Raw genomic sequence first — 19,355 nt, 5'->3', positions numbered from 1 at the left:
CATCCGAGGGGGGGCCATCAGTGCAGCACCGAGGGCTGTGGGGCATGCGTGGCCTGCGGCTGCAGCGCAGGGCGGACCATCCGGCGCAGGGTCAGGCCCAACTGCTCGGACAGCGCCGCCAGCGCAGGCGCGAAATCGGGGCGCACGATCAGCGCCGCCATCATCATCGCATCCTCGCGCGCGCCTTCCGAGGCTGCTCCCACCATCTGCGCGAAGCAATTCTCGTCCGCGCCCAGACAGGAACAGCCCAGCCCATGCCGGATCAGCGGCCGCCGCCCATGGCTGACGCAGAGGCTGCAAATCTGATCCAGCGTCGTCATCGCCGCCCGCCCTGCGCCAGCACCAAGGGCAATGTCGAAATCACTGGCCGCATCGGCGCGGCCACCGGCACCGTCGCTCCACAGGCGCAGATACATCACCGCGCCAGCCTCGACCGGCGCCAGATCAGCCAGCCTGCCGACCGCGGCCCCGCCACGGGACGAGGGCGCGCTCATTTGGTCAGGATCAGCTTGCCCGCACGGGTGATGCGCAGGGTGTAGAGCTGGTCGCCCAGCTCGATATGAGCCAGATTGCCGCCATTGGTCAGCTCTTCCGCCTTGTGCGACGGCAACATCTGAACGGCATAACCTTGGGTCGGGGTCGGGGTTTGGACAGTCATCTGTTTGTCTCCAGTACGCTGGCAATCCGTTTCATCCGCGGGCGCACCTGAAAGCGGTCGATGAGAGTCCGGCATGACGAGACCTCGGGCTTTGCTTTGGCGCGGTCGCAATGGGTGACTTGACTTGCTGGCCCGAAGCAAAGCGGGTTGGCTGGTGTCTCGCAAGACTAATCTGATAAAAATACTAAGGTATGTCAAGCGCCCTTTTTTCGCATCTGCAAAACATCTTTGCCGCGCATTGTAATTCTTGTTTTTGAATGTGAGAATGTGTTGAAGAGGAGATATCCCAATGACACTGACTCGCCGCACCTTTCTGCAGCAGACCGGCGCCGGGCTGGCCCTGGCCGGAACCGCCGCCACACGCGCCTGGTCCGCCACCGAAACCACCCTCGGCGCCGCCCGGATCACCAGCCTGTCGGACGGGCACCTGACCCTGCCGCCCGAGTTCATCTTCGGCCCGATGCCGCAAGCCGAACTGGCTCCTGTCCTTGACGCTCACCAGATCGGCACCGGCCCGCTCACGCCCGACTGCAACGTCACCCTGCTGCAGGATGGCGAGCGGGTGGTGCTGTTCGACACCGGCTCGGGCCCCGGCTTTCAGGACACGGCAGGCAAACTGACCGAAGCCCTGGACCAGATCGGCGTCGCACCCGAGGACATCACCCATGTGGTCTTCACCCACGGTCACCCCGATCACCTCTGGGGCGTGCTGGACGATTTCGAGGACCCGCTGTTTCCCGCCGCCGAGCACATGATGGGCCGCATCGAATGGGACTATTGGCTGAACCCGGCCACGGTGGACGACATCGGCAACGCCCGAGCCACCATGGCGGTCGGCGCCAAACGGCGGCTGGAAGCGCTGCAGGACGCCATCACCCTCTTCGACGACGAACAGGAGATCCTCCCCGGCATCGCCGCCCACGCCACCCATGGCCACACGCCCGGGCACATGTCTTTTGAAATCCGCTCTGGCACCGACTCGCTGATGGTTGTCGGAGACGCCATCGGCAATCACCACGTGGCCTTCGCCCGCCCCGACTGGCCCTCCGGCTCGGATCAGGACCGACCCACCGCCGCCGCAACCCGCACCCAACTGCTGGACCAACTGGCCACCGATCGGATGCGCCTCATCGGATATCACCTGCCGCAAGGCGGGTTGGGGCATGTGGAACGGGATGGGCAAGGCTATCGGTTCATGCCGCTGGACAGCTAGGCACCCAAGAAAGCCCGGCACGCCGGGCTTGCCTCCGGCGGGGATATTTTTGAACAGAAGAAGCAAGGGAGATCAGATCCAGCCCCCCGCGCTTGGCAGGGGGCCTTCTCCTGTTACGGTCATCGGTGTCCCCACCTGTACCGCAAGAACAGACTGGCGGAAAAAGGTAAACAGATCCCTTCTTCTGTTCAAAAAATATCCCCGCCGGAGGCATGTGCTGCCGCAGGCAGCGCATTTCGGGTTGCGGCGCGGCGGCTGGCCTGACAGGGGTCAGGCGAGCAACCGGAGCCACTCATGACCGCATCCATCGTCTTCGACCTCGACGGCACGCTGGTGGACAGCGCCCCCGACATCACGGCCGCCGTCAACAGGATGCTGGCGGAGGAAGGGCACGCGGCGCTGGATCAGGCCACCGTGACCTCGTTTGTCGGAAAAGGCCTGCCTAACCTGGTCGCGCGTGTCATCACCCATTGCGATATGGACATGAACCACCATAGCCGGCTGGCCCAGGCCACGCTCGACCACTACAACCGCAACTCGTCCACCCTGACGGTCGTGTATCCCGGCCTTGTCGAGGCGCTGGACACGCTCAAGACCCGCGGCTGCGCCATGGGGGTCTGCACCAACAAGCCTGAAGCGCCCGCGCGGCATGTGCTGGAGGCGCTGGGTCTTGCGCGCTTCTTTGACGTGGTGATCGGCGGCGACAGCCTGGCCACCCGCAAACCCGACCCGACAATGCTGCACGCGACCTTTGCCGCGCTGCCGGACCTGCCCCGCCTCTATGTCGGCGACAGCGAGGTGGACGCCGAAACCGCCCGCCGCGCCGACATACCCTTTCTGCTGTTCACCGAAGGTTACCGCAAGGGCCCGGTCGACTCTCTGCCCCACACCGCCAGCTACAGCGACAGCGTGACACTGCCCGAGCTGGTGGATCAGGTGCTGGGCACAAGCTGAGCCGCAATGCGGGCGCGCACCGGATCGGGCCAGGGCTCGGACCGGCCCATACGCCTGATGTGAACCAGCGTCGCGGATGCGCGCAGCCGCAACTCCTCACCGCAATGAGCCGTCAGCTCATAATCGAGGCTGGACCGCCCCAACCGGGTCGGCGTCAGGCAAAAGGTCAGCACGTCCCCGTGGTGGCTGGGCGCCGTGAAGGTGGCGTTGATCTGTGCCGTAGGCGCCCCGTTTTCCCGGATCAGCAGGTCAAACGGCAGGTCCAGCTCGCGCGCGAACCAGTCCTCGACCACGTCGTTGATCATCTCGAAATAACGCGGAAAGAACACGATACCCGCCGGATCGCAGTGACGAAAGCGAACGGGAAACTGAGTGATAAAGGGCACGGGGCCGCCTCCTGTTTCTGACACCAGCACCTTTGCCATGTATCGCACAAAGCTCAAGCGCCCGGCGCTGCTTTCATACAGGACCCGCGCCCAAACCAATTCCCGAGTGAAAAACTAAGATTGACTTATCCGACAGATTAACTCAGTTAATGACGCGATCTCCGCCGACCCAACACGTACAGGCAGGCCGGTCAATGCGAATGAGAAGGACAAAAGCCCAATGATCCACAAAATCCTCGCCACCAGCGCACTCGCCCTGAGCCTGGCCGCCGGCACTATGGCCGCAGCCGCGCCCGAGAAATCCGCGGTTCTGGACACCTATGCCGATATTGCCGAAGCCAAATATGCCGACAGCCTGGCCGCCGCGCGCAGCCTGCAAGCCGCCGTCGACGCGTTGATCGCCCAACCCTCCGCCGAGGCGTTGCAGGCCGCCCGCCACGCCTGGCTGGCTGCCCGCGTGCCCTATCAGCAGACCGAGGTCTACCGCTTCGGCAACGCCATCGTCGACGACTGGGAAGGCAAGGTAAACGCCTGGCCGCTGGACGAAGGCCTGATCGACTATGTGGGCGCAGCCTATGGCGGCCCGACCGACGAAAACGAATTTGCCGCGCTGAACGTGATCGCCAATGCCAGCTTCAGCCTGTCGGGCGAGACCATCGACGCGGGCAAGATCACGCCCGAGCTGCTGGCCGAAACCCTGCACGAGGCGGACGGGATCGAGGCCAACGTGGCCACCGGCTACCACGCCATCGAATTCCTGCTTTGGGGTCAGGACACCAACGGCCATGCACCCGGCGCGGGCAACCGGCCCTGGACCGACTACGCACAGGGCGACGCCTGCACCGGCGGCAATTGCGACCGCCGTGGCGAGTACCTGAAGGCGGCAACCGACCTGCTGGTCAGCGATCTGGAATGGATGACCGGACAATGGGCCGAAGGTGGCGCCGCCCGCGCGGCCCTGATGGAGAACGAGGATGCGGGCGTCAGCGCCATCCTGACCGGCATGGGCTCGCTGTCTTATGGCGAGCAGGCGGGTGAGCGGATGCGCCTTGGCCTGATGCTGAACGACCCCGAGGAAGAGCATGATTGCTTCTCGGATAACACCCACAACAGCCACTATTATGACGGGCTGGGCATCCAGAACGTCTATCTGGGTCAGTATGTTCGCATCGACGGCACCCTGGTTTCGGGCGCCTCGCTGGCCGAGCTGGTGGCGGCCCAAGACCCGGCGCTGGACGCCGAGATGAAGGGCAAGCTGTCCGGCACCATGCTGGCACTGGGCCGGATCAAGACCGCAGCCGAGGCCGGGTTTGCCTATGACCAGATGCTGGAACGTGGCAACGAAGGTGGCGAGGCGCTGATCATGGGCGGCGTCAACGGCCTGATCGACCAGACCAAGAGCATCGAACGGGTGGTGTCGGCGCTGGGCCTCGATCTGATCGAATTCGAAGGTTCCGACAGCCTCGACAACCCGAACGCGGTGTTCCAGTAAACTTGACGCTGGACTGAAGAGTACAAGACAGGCGGCGCCAACCGGTGTCGCCTGCTACGATTGAAAGCGTGCTACCATCAGTTATCCCAAGACCCACAGAGGGCCGCGCCCTCCCTCGGGTGGGCGCTCGCAACGAACGTGGTAAGCGCTTTATCTCAAAAGCCCCGGACGACAACTGAACGGTGCCTGACATCACAAATGCGCCCTCCCATGCGGGAGGGAGGGCGCGGCCCGGCGGCACTGCGTGCCTTTACTCCGGGCCAAAGGCTCGATCGGCGTTTTGATCCGTTGTGAACCGAAAAAACACCCATCCCGCAAATCACCTCTGGACCCCGCCAGTAATCCCGACTAATTAACTAAGAAAATCACAAGGGCCTCTGAGTCTCCCATGATCGTCTGCCACTGTACGAACATTTCAGACCACGAAATCCGCGCTGCCATCGACTGGATGCGCACGGCGGATCCTCAGACCGTCATAACCCCGGGAAAGGTTTATCACGCCCTCGGCAAATCAGCCGATTGCGGCGGATGCATGCCGCTCTTTCTGGACACCATGCGATCAAGCGATAATCTGGAAGTCCCAATGCAGCTCCGCGCCTTGCGTGCCGGATCAACACAGGAGAATGCAGATGAAGGGCGATCCCAAGGTTATCGACTATCTCAACAAATCCCTGCGGCATGAACTGACGGCGGTCAGCCAGTACTGGCTGCATTACCGGCTGCAAGAGGACTGGGGCCTTGGCCACATGGCCAAGAAGAGCCGCGAGGAAAGCATCGAAGAGATGGGCCACGCGGACAAGCTGATCGAACGAATCATCTTCCTCGAAGGTCACCCCAATCTGCAGAAACTGGACCCGCTGCGGATCGGTCAGAGCCCCAAGGAAACGCTGGAATGCGACCTGGCGGCCGAGATCGACGCAAGGGCCCTCTACAAGGAAGCGCGCGAATACTGCCGGGAAGCCGGTGACTATGTGTCGATGTCGCTGTTCGAGGAACTGATGGCCGATGAAGAGGGCCATATCGACTTCCTCGAAACGCAGCTCGACCTGTATGAAAGGATCGGCGAAGCCAATTATGCGCAACTCAACGCATCGAAGATGGACGAGGAAGACTAGCCTCGCGCCCCTTCCGGTGGTCCTGACCCTGACCACCGGAGCCCTTGCAGCCGACCTGCGGGACGAACATCTCAACACCATCCCCAGAACCGAAGGCGAGCGTGCGCGGATCGCCAACGTGCTGTCCTCGCCCGCCGATTTCACCGCGCCGCAGCCGTTCGAGGAACTCAGCGCCGGGGCAACGACGGTGCGCGCCCGCAAGGATGCCGACGCCTTTTCGCAGCCCTCGGACAATCTGAGCTTCGAGCAAGAGCTGGATTTCCGCGTCGGCAACGGGCTGTTCCGCAAACTCTGGGTGTCCTCGCCCTCATCCACGCTGGCCTCGGACGGTCTGGGCCCGCTCTACAACGCCCGCTCCTGCCAGCGCTGCCACATCAAGGACGGGCGCGGCCATCCGCCCGAAACCCCAAAGGACAACGCCATCTCGATGTTCCTGCGGGTCTCGATCCCCGGCACCCCCAAGGACGGCATCCACGCGATCGAGGACTATATCGCCACCCGCCCCGAGCCCACCTATGGCAGCCAGCTTCAGGATTTCGCGCTGCCCGGCCACCCGGCGGAATACAAGCTGAGGGTCAGCTACGACGAGTTCGACGTGACGCTTGCCGATGGCGAGACCGTCTCGCTGCGCCGCCCCACCTACCGGGCCACCAATCTCGGCTATGGCCCCCTGCACCCGGACGCGATGCTCAGCCCGCGGGTGGCGCCGCAGATGATCGGCCTCGGCCTGCTCGAAGCCATCCCCGCCGCCGACATCCTCGCCAGGGCCGACCCTAAGGATGCCGATGGCGACGGCATCTCGGGCCGCGCCAATATCGTCTGGTCCACCGAGTTCGACCGCCCGATGCTTGGCCGCTTCGGCCTCAAGGCCGGCTCGCCCACGGTCCACGAACAAACGGCGGCGGCTTTTGCTGGCGATATCGGCATCTCCAGCCCGCTCTTCCCCGCCCCGCACGGCGAATGCACGGCGGCGCAGACCGATTGCGTGAATGCCCCCCATGGCAACGACGACCCGCGCGGGTATGAAATCGACGCCGAGGGGCTGGATCTGGTCACCTTCTACAGCCGCAATCTGGCCGTCCCCGCCCGCCGCGACGTGGACAACCCGCAGGTGCTGCGCGGCAAAGAGGTGTTCTATACCGCCGGCTGCACCGCCTGCCACCAACCGGCTTATGTCACCCACCGGCTCGAAGACCGCCCCGAACACAGCTTTCAGCTCATCTGGCCCTATTCTGACCTGCTGCTGCACGATATGGGCGAGGGGCTGGCTGACAACCGCCCCGAGGCCCGCGCCACGGGCCGCGAATGGCGCACCCCGCCGCTCTGGGGCATCGGCCTGACCGAGCGGATCTCGGGCCACACCTACTTCCTGCACGATGGCCGTGCCCGTTCCCTGCTCGAAGCGATCCTCTGGCACGGCGGCGAGGCTGAGGCCGCGCGCGACACCGTGGTGGCGCTGCCCAAAGGCGACCGCGAGGCCCTGATCCGCTTTCTGGAAAGCCTCTGACCGATGCGCCTGATTGCCTGTCTCGTCGCCCTGCTGATCCCCGCCACACTGTTCGCACAGGACCGCGCGGCCACACTCACCACAGTCACCGACGCGCATATCCTGCCCGGCTTTGCCGAACTCACCGTCCGGACGGAGGCGCTGAAAACCGCCGCCAAGAAGGATTGCACCCCCGCCTCAGCAGACCTGCAAACCGCCTTCCACGCCGCCTTCGATGCCTGGATCGCGGTCAGCCACCTGCGCTTCGGCCCGACCGAGGTGCAGGACCGCGCCTTTGCGCTGGCCTTCTGGCCCGACACCAAGGGGTTCACGCCCAAGACCCTCTCCGCCCTGATCGCCGCCGAGGACCCGGCGGTGACCGACCCGGATGAATTCGCCTCGGTCTCCATCGCCGGGCGCGGGTTCTTCGCGCTTGAGGTCCTGCTCTACGACGCCAAATTCGCCGAGCGAGGCAGCGCCCCCTATCGCTGCGCCCTGATCCGCGCCATCGCCACCGACATCGACGCGAATGCCGACGCAATCGACGCCGACTGGCAACAGGATTACGCCGCCAGGCTCACCGCGCCCGGCCCCAATAGCCCCTATCGCAGCGGCGACGAAGCGGTGCAGGAGCTGTTCAAGGCGCTCGCCACCGGCCTGCAATTCACCGCCGACACCCGCCTTGGCCGCCCGATGGGCACATTCGACCGCCCGCGCCCCAACCGGGCCGAGGCGCGCCGCTCGGGCCGGTCGCTGCGCCACGTGGTCCTGTCGCTCACCGCCCTGCGCGACCTGGCTGCCCTGCTGGCCGCCGACCACCCGGATGTGGCCGCCGAACTTGACGCGGGTTTTGCCCATGCGCTCGACCGGGCCGGGAAGCTGGACGACCCGACCTTTGCCGATGTCGCCGATCCGCGAGGTCGGTTCCGGGTCGAAACCCTGCAGCAGGCGATCAACGACATTCGCGGCATCGCCACCACACAGCTTGGCCCCACTCTCGGCGTTGCCGCCGGGTTCAACTCGCTGGACGGAGACTGAGATGACCACGCGCCGCGCCTTTCTCGCCGGTCTCGCCGCCACCAGCCTCGCCCCGCGCACAAGCTGGGCCGAGCTTGGCGCCCCGGATTTCCTGTCGGCGGCCCTGTTCCCCGACGGCTCCTACCGGCTGGCCGGTCTGAAAGTGGCAGGCGAGATCCTGTTCTCCCTCCCCCTGCCCGCGCGCGGCCACGCCGCCGCCGCCCATCCCCACCGCGCCGAGGCTGTCGCCTTCGCCCGCCGCCCCGGCACCTTTGCGCTGGTGATCGACTGCACTACCGGTCAGGAACTGGCCAGGCTCACCGCGCCCGAGGGGCGGCATTTCTACGGCCACGGCACATTCTCCCCAGATGGCCGCCTGCTGTTCACCACCGAAAACGATTACGAGGCCGGAACCGGCATCATCGGCCTCTGGGACGCTGCAAACGGATATACCCGTCTGGGCGAATTCAGCTCGGGCGGGGTCGGGCCGCATGACATGGCGCTGATGCCCGATGGCGAAACGCTGGTCATCGCCAATGGCGGGATCGAGACCCACCCCAACACCGGGCGCGCCAAGCTGAACCTGCCGGTGATGCGCCCGAACCTCAGCTATCTCGACCTCACCGGTACCGTGCTGGACCAAATCGAACCACCCGGCGCGCTGCACAAGAACTCGATCCGTCACCTGACCAAGCGCGCCGATGGGCTGGTCGGGTTTGCCATGCAGTGGCAGGGCGACACCGCCGACCACCCGCCCCTTCTCGGCCTGCACCGGCGCGGCGAACCGCCCCGCATGCTGACCGCCCCCGAGGCTGACCAGCGCCGCCTGAACGGCTATGCGGGCAGCGTCGCCTTCTCGCAGGACGGCCAGACCGCGGCCATCACCTCGCCCCGCGGCGGTACGCTGCACCTCTTTGACGTGGCCAGCGGCGCTTTCACCGCCGCCCATGTGATCGAGGATGTCTGTGGCCTCGGACCCGGCCCCGACGGCCTGATCTTCACCGCCGGAACCGGCGCCGTCGGGCAGCTCACCGGCACGGGCGCCAGCGTGTCGGCCCAAGCGAAATGCCAATGGGACAACCATCTGGTTCCTGTCCCACACACCTGACCGTTTGCACCCCGCGCACCCGCCCCAGATAATGCTTGGAAGAATCAGGCCGCTCGCTTAAAGGGCGTGCGCACATCGGAACGCTCAAACGCCAAGGATCCACCTGATTGAAACACCCGTCTGACGCACCGCATTCCATCTATGGGGTTGAGAAATGGGGCAAAGGCCTCATCGAGGTGACAGAGGGTGGCGAGATCGGGCTGCGAAATCCGCTGGCCCCCGACGCGCCCGCAATCAGCCTGCCGGGCATCCTGCACGATCTCGACCAGCGCGGCATCAAATCGCCGATGATCCTGCGCATCAGTTCCTATCTGGAAAGCGAGATCGCCCATATCAACGAAAGCTTCCGCGACGCCATCGCCCGCACCGGCTACAAGGGCAGCTATCGCGGCGTGTTCCCGATCAAGGTCAACCAGCAGGCCCAAGTGGTCGACCGCATCGTCGAGTTCGGCAAACAGTACAATTACGGGCTCGAGGCGGGTTCGAAACCCGAACTGGTCATCGCACTCGCCCACCGTCTGGCGCGCGAGGCATTGATTGTCTGCAATGGCGTGAAGGATGCCGAATTCATCCAGCTCGCCATCCTCAGCCGCAAGATCGGCTTCAACACGGTGATCGTGCTGGAAAGCCCGAAAGAGGCCGATACCGTTATCGGGGTCTACAAGGAACTGGGCATCGAGCCGCTGCTGGGCGTGCGGGTGAAACTCACCAACCAGATCAGCGGCAAGTGGGAGGAAAGCTCGGGCGACCGCTCGGCCTTTGGCATGAACACCGATCAATTGGTGGCCGCTGTGGACAAGCTGCGAGATGCCGGGCTCCTGCATTGCTTGAAACTGCAGCACTCGCATCTGGGCTCTCAGGTTCAGGATGTGAACGACGTCCGCCGCGCCGTGGGCGAGGCCTGCCGCTACTACACCGAGCTGACCCGCGAAGGGGTACCGCTGACCCATCTCGATCTTGGCGGCGGCATGGGCGTGGATTACACGGGCGAAAAGAAGGCGACTGAAAACTCGATCAACTACACGGTCGAGGAATACTGCGCCAACGTGGTCGAAACCGTGGCCTACGCGATGGACGAGGCCGAGGTCGCCCACCCCACCCTCGTCACCGAAAGCGGCCGCGCCGTGGTGGCGACCTCTTCGATGCTGGTCTTCAACGTGCTGGAAAGCACCCTCTATGATGCCCCCAACGGGCCCACGGCAGACCCGGACGACCACCACATGGTCTCGGATCTGGCCGCAGTACACGGATACCTGACCCGCGACCGCCTGCAGGAATGCTGGAACGACGCCACCTTCTACCGCAATGAGTTGCGCGCGCTCTTCCGCCGTGGCTATGTCGACCTGCGCCAGATGGCCCGCGCCGAGCGCATCTACCTGTCGCTGATGGCCCGCATCAAGGCACTGGTGGCCTCCGAACAGGACGAAACCGACGTGGACGACCAGCTGGAAAAACTGGCCGATATCTATCACTGCAACTTCTCGCTGTTCCAATCCCTGCCGGATGTCTGGGCCATCGACCAGCTGCACCCGATCGTGCCGCTGCAGATGCTGAACCAGACCCCCGACCGCCGCGCGGTGCTCAGCGACATCACCTGCGACAGCGACGGCAAGATCGACCGCTTCATCCTCGCCGATGGCGTTTCCCCCAGCCTTCCCGTGCACACCCTGCCCGAGGACGAATACTACATGGGCGTCTTCTTCGTCGGCGCCTATCAGGAGACGCTGGGCGACCTGCACAACCTCTTCGGCGACACCAATGTCGTCACCATCGACCTGCGCCCCGACGGCGGTTTCGACCTGCTGCACGAACAAGAGGGCGACACCATCTCCGAGGTCATGGCCTATGTCGAGTTCGACCCCTCCGACTGCGTCGCCGCCTTCCGCAAAATGGTGGACGAGGCGATCTCAACCGGTACTCTGATGGCCAAGGACCGCAAAACCCTGATGAGCGCCTACCGCGACAGCATCAACGGCTACACCTACTACGAATAACCCCCTGTGAGAGGAGACAACCCGATGGGCAAGACACTGGTTGTTGGCGCGGGCGGCGTATCCCACGCCGCCGTGCACAAGATGGCGATGAATTCGGATATCTTTACCGAGATCACGCTGGCCAGCCGCACCAAGTCGAAATGCGACGCCATCGCCGCAGCCGTGAAGGGCCGCGTGGGCGTCGACATCAAGACCGCCGCGCTGGACGCGTACAACGTCGCGGACACCGTCAAGCTCATCAAGGACACCGGCGCCGAGATCCTGGTCAACCTCGCCCTGCCCTATCAGGACCTCGTGCTGATGGATGCCTGCCTCGAAGCGGGCTGTCACTACCTCGACACCGCGAACTATGAGCCCGAGGACGAGGCCAAGTTCGAATACCACTGGCAATGGGCCTATCAGGACAAGTTCAAAGAGGCCGGCCTGACGGCCATCCTCGGCTCGGGCTTCGATCCGGGCGTGACATCCGTCTTCGCCACCTGGCTCAAGAAACACAAGCTGGACACGATCCGCCAGATCGACGTGCTGGACGCCAATGGCGGCCAGAACGAGCAGGAGTTTGCCACCAACTTCAACCCCGAGATCAACCTGCGCGAAGTGCTGGCCGAGGCCCGCCACTGGGAAAACGGCGCGTGGCAGATCACGCCCGCCATGACCCACAAGGTCGAGTTCGACTTCCCCGGCATCGGGCCAAAGAACATGTACCTGATGTATCACGAGGAACTGGAATCGCTCTCGACCCACTTCCCCGAGATCGAACGCGCCCGCTTCTGGATGACCTTCGGCGACGCCTACATCACCCATGCCAAGGTGCTGGAGAATGTCGGCATGACCCGCATCGACCCGGTGATGCACGACGGCAAGGAAATCATCCCGATCCAGTTTCTGAAAACCCTGCTGCCCGATCCCGGCGATCTGGGGCAGGAGACCAAGGGCAAGGCCTGCATCGGCGACATCGCCACGGGTCAGGCCAAGGACGGCTCGGGCGAGAAGACCTATTACATCTACAACATCTGCGATCATGAGGAATGTTATGCCGAGGTGGGCTCGCAAGCCGTGTCCTACACCACCGGCGTCCCCGCGATGATCGGCGCTGCACAGGTGCTGAAGGGCAATTGGGTACAGCCCGGCGTGTGGAACATGGAACAGCTCGACCCGGACAACTTCATGGACATGCTCAACGAACATGGCCTGCCATGGCAGGTGCATGAGTTGGACGGACCGGTCGAATTCTGAGCGGGCCAAGCCGCTTGCAAGCGGCTTGAACGCGATTTCGAAATCGCGTTGGGAAGGTTTTTCGAAAAGCCTTCCTTGCGCACCGCTCGAAACGAGGGAACGAACATGGCCGAGATGATGACCACTCAGGCGGGCGATGCCGGGGCCTTCCGCAATTTCGACCTCAGCCGCGTCCCCACGCCCTGCTTCGTGGTGGACGAAAAGGCAGTCGAACGAAACCTGCGCATCCTCGCGGATATCTCCGACCGCTCCGGCGCCCATGTCCTCAGCGCGCTCAAGGCCTTCTCCATGTTCGCCCTCGCCCCCCTGATCCGCCAATATCTCGGCGGCACCTGCGCCTCCGGCCTCTACGAGGCCCGGCTGGGGCGTGAGGAATATGGCGGCGAGGTCGCGACCTTCTGCGCCGGCTACAAGGATGCCGACATCGACGAGATCCTCGCCCTGTCGGACCACATCATCTTCAACAGCCCCGCCCAAAAAGACCGCTTCCTAGCCAAAGCCAGCGCCGCAGGCAAACAGGTCGGCCTGCGCATCAACCCCGAACATTCCGAAGGCGAGGTCCCCAAATACGACCCCTGCGCCCCATGTTCCCGCCTTGGCACCCCGGTCAGCCAGCTTGACGCACAGGCGCTGAACGGCGTGGACGGCCTGCACATGCACACGCTCTGCGAACAGGGGTTCGAACCGCTCCAGCGCACATGGGCCTCGGTCGAACCCAAACTCGCGCCCTTCATCGACAGCCTCAGATGGCTAAACTTCGGCGGCGGCCACCACATCACCCGCGACGATTACGACCGCGACGCACTGGTGGAGCTCATCAAAGGCATCCGCAGCAAATACGGGATCGAGGTCTATCTCGAACCCGGCGAGGCCGTGGCCCTAGACGCGGGCATTCTGATCGGCGAAATCCTCGACCTGCCGCAAAACGGCATGAACCTCGCCATCACCGATATCTCGGCCACCTGCCACATGCCCGACGTGATCGAGGCCCCCTACCGCCCCGCGCTGATGGACGAGGCAGACGCGGGTCACACCTATCGCCTCGGCGGCCCGTCCTGCCTCGCCGGTGACGTGATCGGCGACTACACATGGGGCACGCCGCTGCACATCGGCCAGCGTTTCGCCTTCCTCGATCAGGCGCATTATTCGATGGTCAAGACCAACACCTTCAACGGCGTCCCCCTGCCCACCATCGCGCTGTGGAACAGCGAAACGGACGCACTGAACATCGTGAAGCAGTTCGACTATGACGACTTCAAACAGAGACTTTCCTGAGGGCTGGGCATGAGCATTTTTCTCGACAGCGAACTGACCGCATCCGAGCGCAGTGATGAGGCCCGTTTCCGCGTGATCCCGGTCCCGCTGGAGCGCACGGTGTCCTATGGCTCAGGCACCGCGACCGGCCCCGAGGCGATCATCGAAGCCAGCAACGAGCTCGAGCGGATCACCGGCCATGCCGAGCCCTGCGCCGAGGGCATCTTTACCGAAGCGCCCCTCGATTGCGACGGTCCGCTGCCCGAAGTCATGGAGCGCCTCGCCCAGCGCACCGAGGCCGCCATTCGCGCGGGCAAGGTGCCGGTCACCCTCGGCGGCGAGCACTCGCTCACCTACGGCGCAGTGACCGGCGTTACGCGCGCGCTTGGTCAACCGGTTGGTATCGTCCAGATCGACGCTCATGCCGACCTGCGGAACGCCTATCAGGGTGAGACCCATTCCCACGCCTCGGTCATGCACCTGCTGGCCGGGGAAGGCGTCCGTCTGGCCCAGTTCGGCGTGCGTGCATTTTGTACAGAAGAGGCTCAGGCCCGTGTACAAAATGGAATATTCCATGTGGATGCTGAAGAATTGGTTACCGGCAACATCCACGCCATCGACCTGCCAAAGGACTTCCCCGAACTCGTCTATGTCAGCTTCGACGTGGACGGTCTTGACCCCTCACAGATGCCCGCCACCGGCACCCCGGTCCCCGGCGGCCTAGGCTATTATCAGGCGCTGCACCTGGTCGAACACGCGCTGAAAGGCCGCAAATGCGTGGGCTTCGACGTGGTGGAACTGGCGCCCGACGGCAACGCCGCATGGGATTTCACCGCCGCCCAGATCGTCTATCGCCTTATGGCCGCCTGCTGATCCGGGCCGGTCAGCCAGTCCACAAAAACCCGCGCCGCGCGGCTCTCGCCCGCCCGCCCGGTGACACAAGCGAAGTACCCACGCTCGGTTTCCAACCGCCGCGCACAGACCCGGATCAGCTGTCCGGCGGCGATGTGATCCTGCAGCAGATGCTCCCACCCCAGCATGATCCCATCCCCGTTCAGCGCTGCCTGCAGGTAAACGGTGAAGCTGGTGAACCGCTCGGCTGAGCCCGGCGGCGCGGCGTGGACGCCGGTCCCATCCAGATACCGCTGCCAATCGCGCGTGTGGAGGCCATGCACCAAATGCAGCAGACGGTGTTCGGGCAATGCCTCTACCACCAATGGAGCACTCAAATAGGAGGGCGCGCAAAGCGGTACCATCTCTTCGGCAAAGATCAGCGCTTGACGTGCGCCCGGCAACCGGTCGGGCTCATCAAAGACGATGATCACGTCCGAACCGCCCTCGTGATACCGGTCGCTCAGATCGCGCGAGACCAGCTCGACCACGATATCCGGGTGCGCCGCACGGAAAGCGGGCAAGCGCTGCATCAGGTAGCAGCTGGCAAAGCCGATGGTCGTGTCCACCACCAGCGTATTGCGCTCGGTCGGCAGGCGGATCTGCTCGACCGCCGTCTGCACCTGCATCAGACTGCCCGCGACGGCATGAAACAGCACCTCGCCCTCGGGCGTCAGGGTCACCGCCGGGCGGGTGCGGTGCAGCAGGCGCACGCCGAGCTCACTCTCAAGCGCGGCGACCCGGCGGCTCATGGCCGGTTGCAGCACGTTCAGCTCCTGCGCCGCGCGCGAGAAGGTGCCGTTGCGGGCGACCGCCTCGAACGCCGTCAGCAGTTTCCAATTCAATCGAGCCACTTGTATTCCCATACGGAATGAATGCCATTCGCATTTTGGACATGTGCGGACAAAAGGAAAGCCCCTAGCGTCGGTCGAAATGCCCAATGGCTGAGCGCGATAATGACCGAGGCCCGCCCCATTGCCCTAACTGCCCCCGCGCTGGAGCGGCTGGCAGCGTTTGTCACCACGGCACCTCTAGAGCCGGACGCCGCCACGCTGCGGACCCTGCGGGACGGGGTGGTGGATTGTCTGGGCTGTATCTTCGTGGGCTCGGGCACATCGGTGGCGCAAAACGCGCAGGCGGGGGTGAAAGCCCTCGCATCGGGAGGGCGCTGGCCAGTCTACGGCACGGATTTGCAGGTAGGCCGCCCGCAAGCCGCGCTGCTGAACGCCGTGGCGGGCCATGCGCTGGACTTCGATGATTGGGAGGCCCCCGGCAATACCCATCCCACTGTTGTCATCCTCCCGGCCCTGCTGGCGTCGGTAGAAGGCACCACGTCGGGCGCCGACCTGATCGCGCCCTACCTTGCCGGGTTCGAGGTGATCGCCCGGCTGGGCGAGGCCATGAATTTCGAACATTACGACGGCGGCTGGCACACCACCGCCACTCTGGGCGCATTGGGGGCTGCGGCGGCAGTGGCGCGCTTGCTGGGACTGGACACCCTGCAAACCGCACACGCCCTGTCGCTCGCTGCCAGCCGGGCGGCCGGCTATACCTGCCAGTTTGGCAGCAATGCCAAGCCGTTGCAGGCCGGGTTCGCTGCACAGGCCGGGGTGGAGTGCGCCTTTCTGGCGCAGGCGGGCGTCACCGGGCAGGCGCATGTTCTGGATCATCCCAAGGGCATGGCGGCGCTGACCGGAGGGACCGATCCCGCGCGGATAGAGGCGGCGCTGGAGCGGTTGGGCACGCCGCTGGCCCTGACGGAATACGGGTTGATCCTGAAACCCTGGCCCAGTTGCGGCTATACCCACCGGATCATGACCTGCGCGCTGGAACTGGCGCCCGGGCTGGACAGCCCAAACCAGATTGAGCGGATCGACCTGAACCTGCCGGATTTCCACTATGCCATCCTGCCCTTCGACACACCCTCGTACCGCTCCGAGGCGTTGTTCAGCCTACCCTTCGTCTGCGCCATGGGGCTGGCGCGGCAGGACCTGACACTGGCCGATGTGGCCCGGCCCACATGGGACGATCCCGACATCGCCGCGCTCATCGCCAAGACCAGCGTGCACCCGTTCCGGCCCAAACGCCCGGACCAGAACTATGCCCCTGAAGACCCTGACCGGCTGGAGATCACCCTGACCGGCGGGCGCAAACTCACCACCTCCTGCACCTATCCCATCGGCGCGCCGCAGCACCCGATGACCGAGGCGCAGCTCCGCGCCAAGTTCACCGTCAACGCGGGACCGGTATCTCAGGATTGGGTCGATGCCCTGGTCGACTGGCCGCGCGCGCCCTCGATCCTGTCCCTGCTTGACGCGAAAGGAGACCGCCCATGACCCGTTCCAGATCCGGCCGCGCCGCTCGGCGTGCCGCCCGCGCCGATGGCGCGGGGTCCGGCCCCACATCGGCCATCTGGCCTGGCATCGAGGGTGGTCGCTACCGCCCCATCCCGCAGGACGGCATCGCCGCCATTCACGACACGGCGCTGCGCGTTCTGGCCGAGGTCGGCATGGCCCGCGCCACCCCGCGCTGTATCGACACCGTGACGGCAGCGGGTGGCCGCGTCACCGAACAGGGCCGCCTGCTGTTTCCGCGCGAGATGGTCGAGCGGGTGCTGGCCACCGCCGGACGCGGGTTCAAACTCTGTGGCCAAAAGCCGGAACACGACCTCGACCCATCGGGCACTCGTATCCACTTGGGCACGTCCGGCGCCGCCGTCCACATCATCGACAGCGACACGTGTGAGGTGCGCGACAGCACGTTGCAGGATCTTTACGACATGGCCCGACTGGCCGAGGCGCTGCCCAATATCCACATGTTCCAACGCACCGTGGTGGCGCGGGATCTGATCGACCCGCATGAAATGGAGCTGAACACGGCCTATGCCTGCGCCCTGGGCACTGCCAAGCCCATCGGCACTTCGTTCAGCTCGGCCCAGACCATGCGGGATGCCATCGACATCTTCCACCGCATCGCGGGCGGCGAGGCGGCATGGCGCGCGCGTCCCTTCTGTTGTGTCTCCACCTGTTTCGTGGTCCCGCCGCTCACCTTCGCAGAAGAGGCGCTGAGCATCATCGAATGCGCCGCCGACACCGGCACGCCGCTGAAACTGGTCTCGGCGGGGCAAGCGGGCGCCACCTCACCCGCACCGCTGGCGGGTGCGGTGGCACAGCAGACCGCCGAGGTGCTGGCGGGGCTCGTCTATGTCAACCTGCTGAACCCGGGCCATCCGGCGCTGTTCGGCGCGCTGCCCTTTGTCAGCGACCTGCGCACCGGGGCGATGTCGGGGGGCTCCGCCGAACAGGGCGTGCTGATGGCCGCCTGCGCGCAGATGGCGCAGTTCTATGGCATTCCTTGTGCTGTTTCGGCAGGCATGACCGACAGCAAGATGCCGGACTTTCAGGCGGGCTATGAAAAGGGGATCACCGAATTGCTGAGCGCGCTGGCGGGCGCCAACCTGATCTATGAGGCGGCGGGCATGTATGGCTCGCTGCTGGCGGCCTCGAAAGAGAGCTTTGTTCTGGACAATGACCTGATCGGCTCGGTCCTGCGGGCGACGCGGGGGATCGACGTGACCGGGGATACGCTGGCCTTCGACGTGATCCGCGAAGTCTGCACGAACGGGCCGGGGCATTTCCTAGGCGCCGATCAGACGCTGAACCGAATGCAGTCGGACTATTATTACCCCGCACTCGCCGACCGCCGCACGCCGCAGGAATGGGGCGATGCCGGGGGGGACGATTTGCTCGAGCAGGCTCGTGCCCGGACCCGGGCGCTGCTGGCGGAACCGGCGCCGGACCACGTGGCGCGAGAGATTGACGCCGAGATCCGGCGGGACTACCCGATCCGCTTGCCTCACCCTGCGCGCGACACCCGCGCTGCTTGAGAAAACATGAAAGGCCGGAGTAATACTCTGGCCCTTTCATCCCTACTCAGCGGCTTGGTGCGCCTCTTCCGCTGTCTCGTTCAGTTCCATATGCCCCTCACCCTTCGAGAGCACGCGCCGCAGCATCGGCTCGAAGAAATCCAGCGGTTTGGTCGGGTAATCCGGGTCAAAGGCGCATTGGTCGTAGTCGTGGCAGAAGCGGCGGCAATCCTCCCAGTACGGGCTGTCGCGATACTTGTCGCGGGCGTTGCGGTCACCACCGAGATGGTGGTTGTAGTAATACCCCTGGAACACGCAGTGGTGCCTGAGAATCCAATGCGTGCGCTCGCTGACGTAGGGCTTCATCATCGCCGCCGACAGCTCGCCGTGATTGTAAGGGGACAGAATGTCGCCCACGTCATGCACCAGTGCCGCCACCACGATCTCCTCATCCGCGCCATCCTCATAGGCGCGGGTCGCAGCCTGCAGGCTGTGCTGATAGCGGTTCACCGGATAGGGTGTCCACTCTTCGTCCAACGAGCGGATGGCGTCGAGGATACGGTCGGGCAGAGCGGCGTTGTACGCCTCTTCATAATCCATCACGGCATCCCAATCGGCCTTGGTCGCTTCTTCAAAGCTGGTCCAGGTTGGTTTGTGGCTTTTGTCGAGCATGGCGGTTTCCTGTT

At 64.7% G+C, this 19,355-nt stretch carries 19 protein-coding genes; 14 read left to right on the top strand and 5 right to left on the bottom strand.

The features are described from left to right. Positions 1-17 precede the first annotated feature (17 nt). A complete protein-coding gene (locus AB3N21_RS00350; RefSeq protein ID WP_367933337.1) occupies positions 18-494 on the bottom strand; it encodes a hypothetical protein in 477 nt (158 codons plus the stop codon). Continuing rightward, the gene (hemP, locus tag AB3N21_RS00345) at positions 491-658 is read right to left on the bottom strand and encodes a hemin uptake protein HemP (RefSeq protein WP_171177094.1); all 168 of its coding nucleotides are present in this window, start codon (positions 656-658) and stop codon (positions 491-493) included. Before hemP ends, AB3N21_RS00350 begins: the two co-directional genes overlap by 4 nt. A 289-nt stretch (positions 659-947) precedes the next feature. Here hemP and AB3N21_RS00340 point away from each other — a divergent pair, with 289 nt between their 5' ends. Further along, a complete protein-coding gene (locus AB3N21_RS00340) occupies positions 948-1,871 on the top strand; it encodes an MBL fold metallo-hydrolase (RefSeq protein WP_367933336.1) in 924 nt (307 codons plus the stop codon). A gap of 294 nt (positions 1,872-2,165) precedes the next feature. Continuing rightward, positions 2,166-2,825: a phosphoglycolate phosphatase gene (gph, locus tag AB3N21_RS00335; RefSeq protein WP_367933335.1), complete on the top strand. Its 660-nt coding sequence runs from the start codon at positions 2,166-2,168 to the stop codon at positions 2,823-2,825. Here the strand turns inward: gph and AB3N21_RS00330 are convergent. After that, positions 2,804-3,211 (bottom strand): acyl-CoA thioesterase, encoded by a 408-nt coding sequence (locus AB3N21_RS00330; RefSeq protein ID WP_367933334.1) that lies wholly within the window; start codon positions 3,209-3,211, stop codon positions 2,804-2,806. The two genes, gph and AB3N21_RS00330, sit on opposite strands and share 22 nt — an antisense overlap. 220 nt (positions 3,212-3,431) lie before the next feature. On the opposite strand from AB3N21_RS00330, the gene AB3N21_RS00325 reads away from it, so the two are divergent. The 10 genes from AB3N21_RS00325 to speB all read left to right on the top strand — a co-directional run bounded on the left by AB3N21_RS00325 (position 3,432) and on the right by speB (position 14,786). Beyond that, positions 3,432-4,703, top strand: a complete 1,272-nt coding sequence (locus AB3N21_RS00325) for an imelysin family protein (protein WP_367933333.1) — start codon at positions 3,432-3,434, stop codon at positions 4,701-4,703. Between the two features lie 388 nt (positions 4,704-5,091). After that, positions 5,092-5,385, top strand: coding sequence for a bacterioferritin-associated ferredoxin (locus AB3N21_RS00320; RefSeq protein ID WP_367933332.1), 294 nt, complete (start codon positions 5,092-5,094; stop codon positions 5,383-5,385). Beyond that, the gene (gene bfr / locus AB3N21_RS00315) at positions 5,333-5,818 is read left to right on the top strand and encodes a bacterioferritin (protein ID WP_367933331.1); all 486 of its coding nucleotides are present in this window, start codon (positions 5,333-5,335) and stop codon (positions 5,816-5,818) included. Before AB3N21_RS00320 ends, bfr begins: the two co-directional genes overlap by 53 nt. Then, on the top strand, positions 5,778-7,325 hold the full coding sequence (locus tag AB3N21_RS00310; RefSeq protein ID WP_367933330.1) for a di-heme oxidoredictase family protein: 1,548 nt from the start codon (positions 5,778-5,780) through the stop codon (positions 7,323-7,325). Before bfr ends, AB3N21_RS00310 begins: the two co-directional genes overlap by 41 nt. 3 nt (positions 7,326-7,328) lie before the next feature. Next, complete coding sequence (locus tag AB3N21_RS00305) at positions 7,329-8,342, top strand: imelysin family protein (protein WP_367933329.1); 1,014 nt, start codon at positions 7,329-7,331, stop codon at positions 8,340-8,342. 1 nt (position 8,343) lies between these two features. Further along, positions 8,344-9,429, top strand: a complete 1,086-nt coding sequence (locus tag AB3N21_RS00300; protein WP_367933328.1) for a DUF1513 domain-containing protein — start codon at positions 8,344-8,346, stop codon at positions 9,427-9,429. A gap of 107 nt (positions 9,430-9,536) precedes the next feature. Beyond that, the gene (gene speA, locus AB3N21_RS00295; protein WP_367933327.1) at positions 9,537-11,423 is read left to right on the top strand and encodes a biosynthetic arginine decarboxylase; all 1,887 of its coding nucleotides are present in this window, start codon (positions 9,537-9,539) and stop codon (positions 11,421-11,423) included. 24 nt (positions 11,424-11,447) lie between these two features. Continuing rightward, positions 11,448-12,659, top strand: a complete 1,212-nt coding sequence (locus AB3N21_RS00290) for a saccharopine dehydrogenase family protein (protein WP_367933326.1) — start codon at positions 11,448-11,450, stop codon at positions 12,657-12,659. 105 nt (positions 12,660-12,764) lie between these two features. After that, positions 12,765-13,934: a carboxynorspermidine decarboxylase gene (nspC, locus tag AB3N21_RS00285; protein WP_367933325.1), complete on the top strand. Its 1,170-nt coding sequence runs from the start codon at positions 12,765-12,767 to the stop codon at positions 13,932-13,934. Between the two features lie 9 nt (positions 13,935-13,943). Then, complete coding sequence (gene speB / locus AB3N21_RS00280) at positions 13,944-14,786, top strand: agmatinase (protein ID WP_367933324.1); 843 nt, start codon at positions 13,944-13,946, stop codon at positions 14,784-14,786. Here the strand turns inward: speB and AB3N21_RS00275 are convergent. Further along, on the bottom strand, positions 14,762-15,649 hold the full coding sequence (locus AB3N21_RS00275; RefSeq protein WP_367933323.1) for a LysR substrate-binding domain-containing protein: 888 nt from the start codon (positions 15,647-15,649) through the stop codon (positions 14,762-14,764). The two genes, speB and AB3N21_RS00275, sit on opposite strands and share 25 nt — an antisense overlap. Positions 15,650-15,760: 111 nt before the next feature. On the opposite strand from AB3N21_RS00275, the gene AB3N21_RS00270 reads away from it, so the two are divergent. Next, positions 15,761-17,140 (top strand): MmgE/PrpD family protein, encoded by a 1,380-nt coding sequence (locus tag AB3N21_RS00270; RefSeq protein ID WP_367933322.1) that lies wholly within the window; start codon positions 15,761-15,763, stop codon positions 17,138-17,140. After that, positions 17,137-18,690: a trimethylamine methyltransferase family protein gene (locus AB3N21_RS00265; RefSeq protein WP_367933321.1), complete on the top strand. Its 1,554-nt coding sequence runs from the start codon at positions 17,137-17,139 to the stop codon at positions 18,688-18,690. Before AB3N21_RS00270 ends, AB3N21_RS00265 begins: the two co-directional genes overlap by 4 nt. Positions 18,691-18,732: 42 nt before the next feature. Here AB3N21_RS00265 and AB3N21_RS00260 read toward each other — a convergent pair whose 3' ends face one another. After that, positions 18,733-19,341 (bottom strand): HD domain-containing protein, encoded by a 609-nt coding sequence (locus AB3N21_RS00260; protein ID WP_367933320.1) that lies wholly within the window; start codon positions 19,339-19,341, stop codon positions 18,733-18,735. Positions 19,342-19,355 lie beyond the last annotated feature (14 nt).

The organism is Ruegeria sp., from assembly GCF_040830605.1.
In the GTDB taxonomy this organism is placed as follows: Bacteria; Pseudomonadota; Alphaproteobacteria; order Rhodobacterales; family Rhodobacteraceae; genus Ruegeria.
Note: the sequence above shows the minus strand (reverse complement) of the source record. Positions and strands in the feature narration are given on the sequence as shown.

Excerpts from the sequence above, each read along its gene's own strand:
- AB3N21_RS00320 (WP_367933332.1), top strand. The coding sequence starts at position 5,092 with ATGATCGTCTGCCACTGTACGAACATTTCAGACCACGAAATCCGCGCT.
- gph (WP_367933335.1), top strand. The coding sequence starts at position 2,166 with ATGACCGCATCCATCGTCTTCGACCTCGACGGCACGCTGGTGGACAGC.
- AB3N21_RS00305 (WP_367933329.1), top strand. The coding sequence starts at position 7,329 with ATGCGCCTGATTGCCTGTCTCGTCGCCCTGCTGATCCCCGCCACACTG.
- AB3N21_RS00310 (WP_367933330.1), top strand. The coding sequence starts at position 5,778 with ATGCGCAACTCAACGCATCGAAGATGGACGAGGAAGACTAGCCTCGCG.
- AB3N21_RS00350 (WP_367933337.1), bottom strand. The coding sequence starts at position 494 with ATGAGCGCGCCCTCGTCCCGTGGCGGGGCCGCGGTCGGCAGGCTGGCT.
- speB (WP_367933324.1), top strand. The coding sequence starts at position 13,944 with ATGAGCATTTTTCTCGACAGCGAACTGACCGCATCCGAGCGCAGTGAT.
- AB3N21_RS00270 (WP_367933322.1), top strand. The coding sequence starts at position 15,761 with ATGACCGAGGCCCGCCCCATTGCCCTAACTGCCCCCGCGCTGGAGCGG.
- AB3N21_RS00260 (WP_367933320.1), bottom strand. The coding sequence starts at position 19,341 with ATGCTCGACAAAAGCCACAAACCAACCTGGACCAGCTTTGAAGAAGCG.
- AB3N21_RS00340 (WP_367933336.1), top strand. The coding sequence starts at position 948 with ATGACACTGACTCGCCGCACCTTTCTGCAGCAGACCGGCGCCGGGCTG.
- AB3N21_RS00325 (WP_367933333.1), top strand. The coding sequence starts at position 3,432 with ATGATCCACAAAATCCTCGCCACCAGCGCACTCGCCCTGAGCCTGGCC.
- AB3N21_RS00265 (WP_367933321.1), top strand. The coding sequence starts at position 17,137 with ATGACCCGTTCCAGATCCGGCCGCGCCGCTCGGCGTGCCGCCCGCGCC.
- nspC (WP_367933325.1), top strand. The coding sequence starts at position 12,765 with ATGGCCGAGATGATGACCACTCAGGCGGGCGATGCCGGGGCCTTCCGC.
- hemP (WP_171177094.1), bottom strand. The coding sequence starts at position 658 with ATGACTGTCCAAACCCCGACCCCGACCCAAGGTTATGCCGTTCAGATG.
- bfr (WP_367933331.1), top strand. The coding sequence starts at position 5,333 with ATGAAGGGCGATCCCAAGGTTATCGACTATCTCAACAAATCCCTGCGG.
- AB3N21_RS00300 (WP_367933328.1), top strand. The coding sequence starts at position 8,344 with ATGACCACGCGCCGCGCCTTTCTCGCCGGTCTCGCCGCCACCAGCCTC.
- AB3N21_RS00290 (WP_367933326.1), top strand. The coding sequence starts at position 11,448 with ATGGGCAAGACACTGGTTGTTGGCGCGGGCGGCGTATCCCACGCCGCC.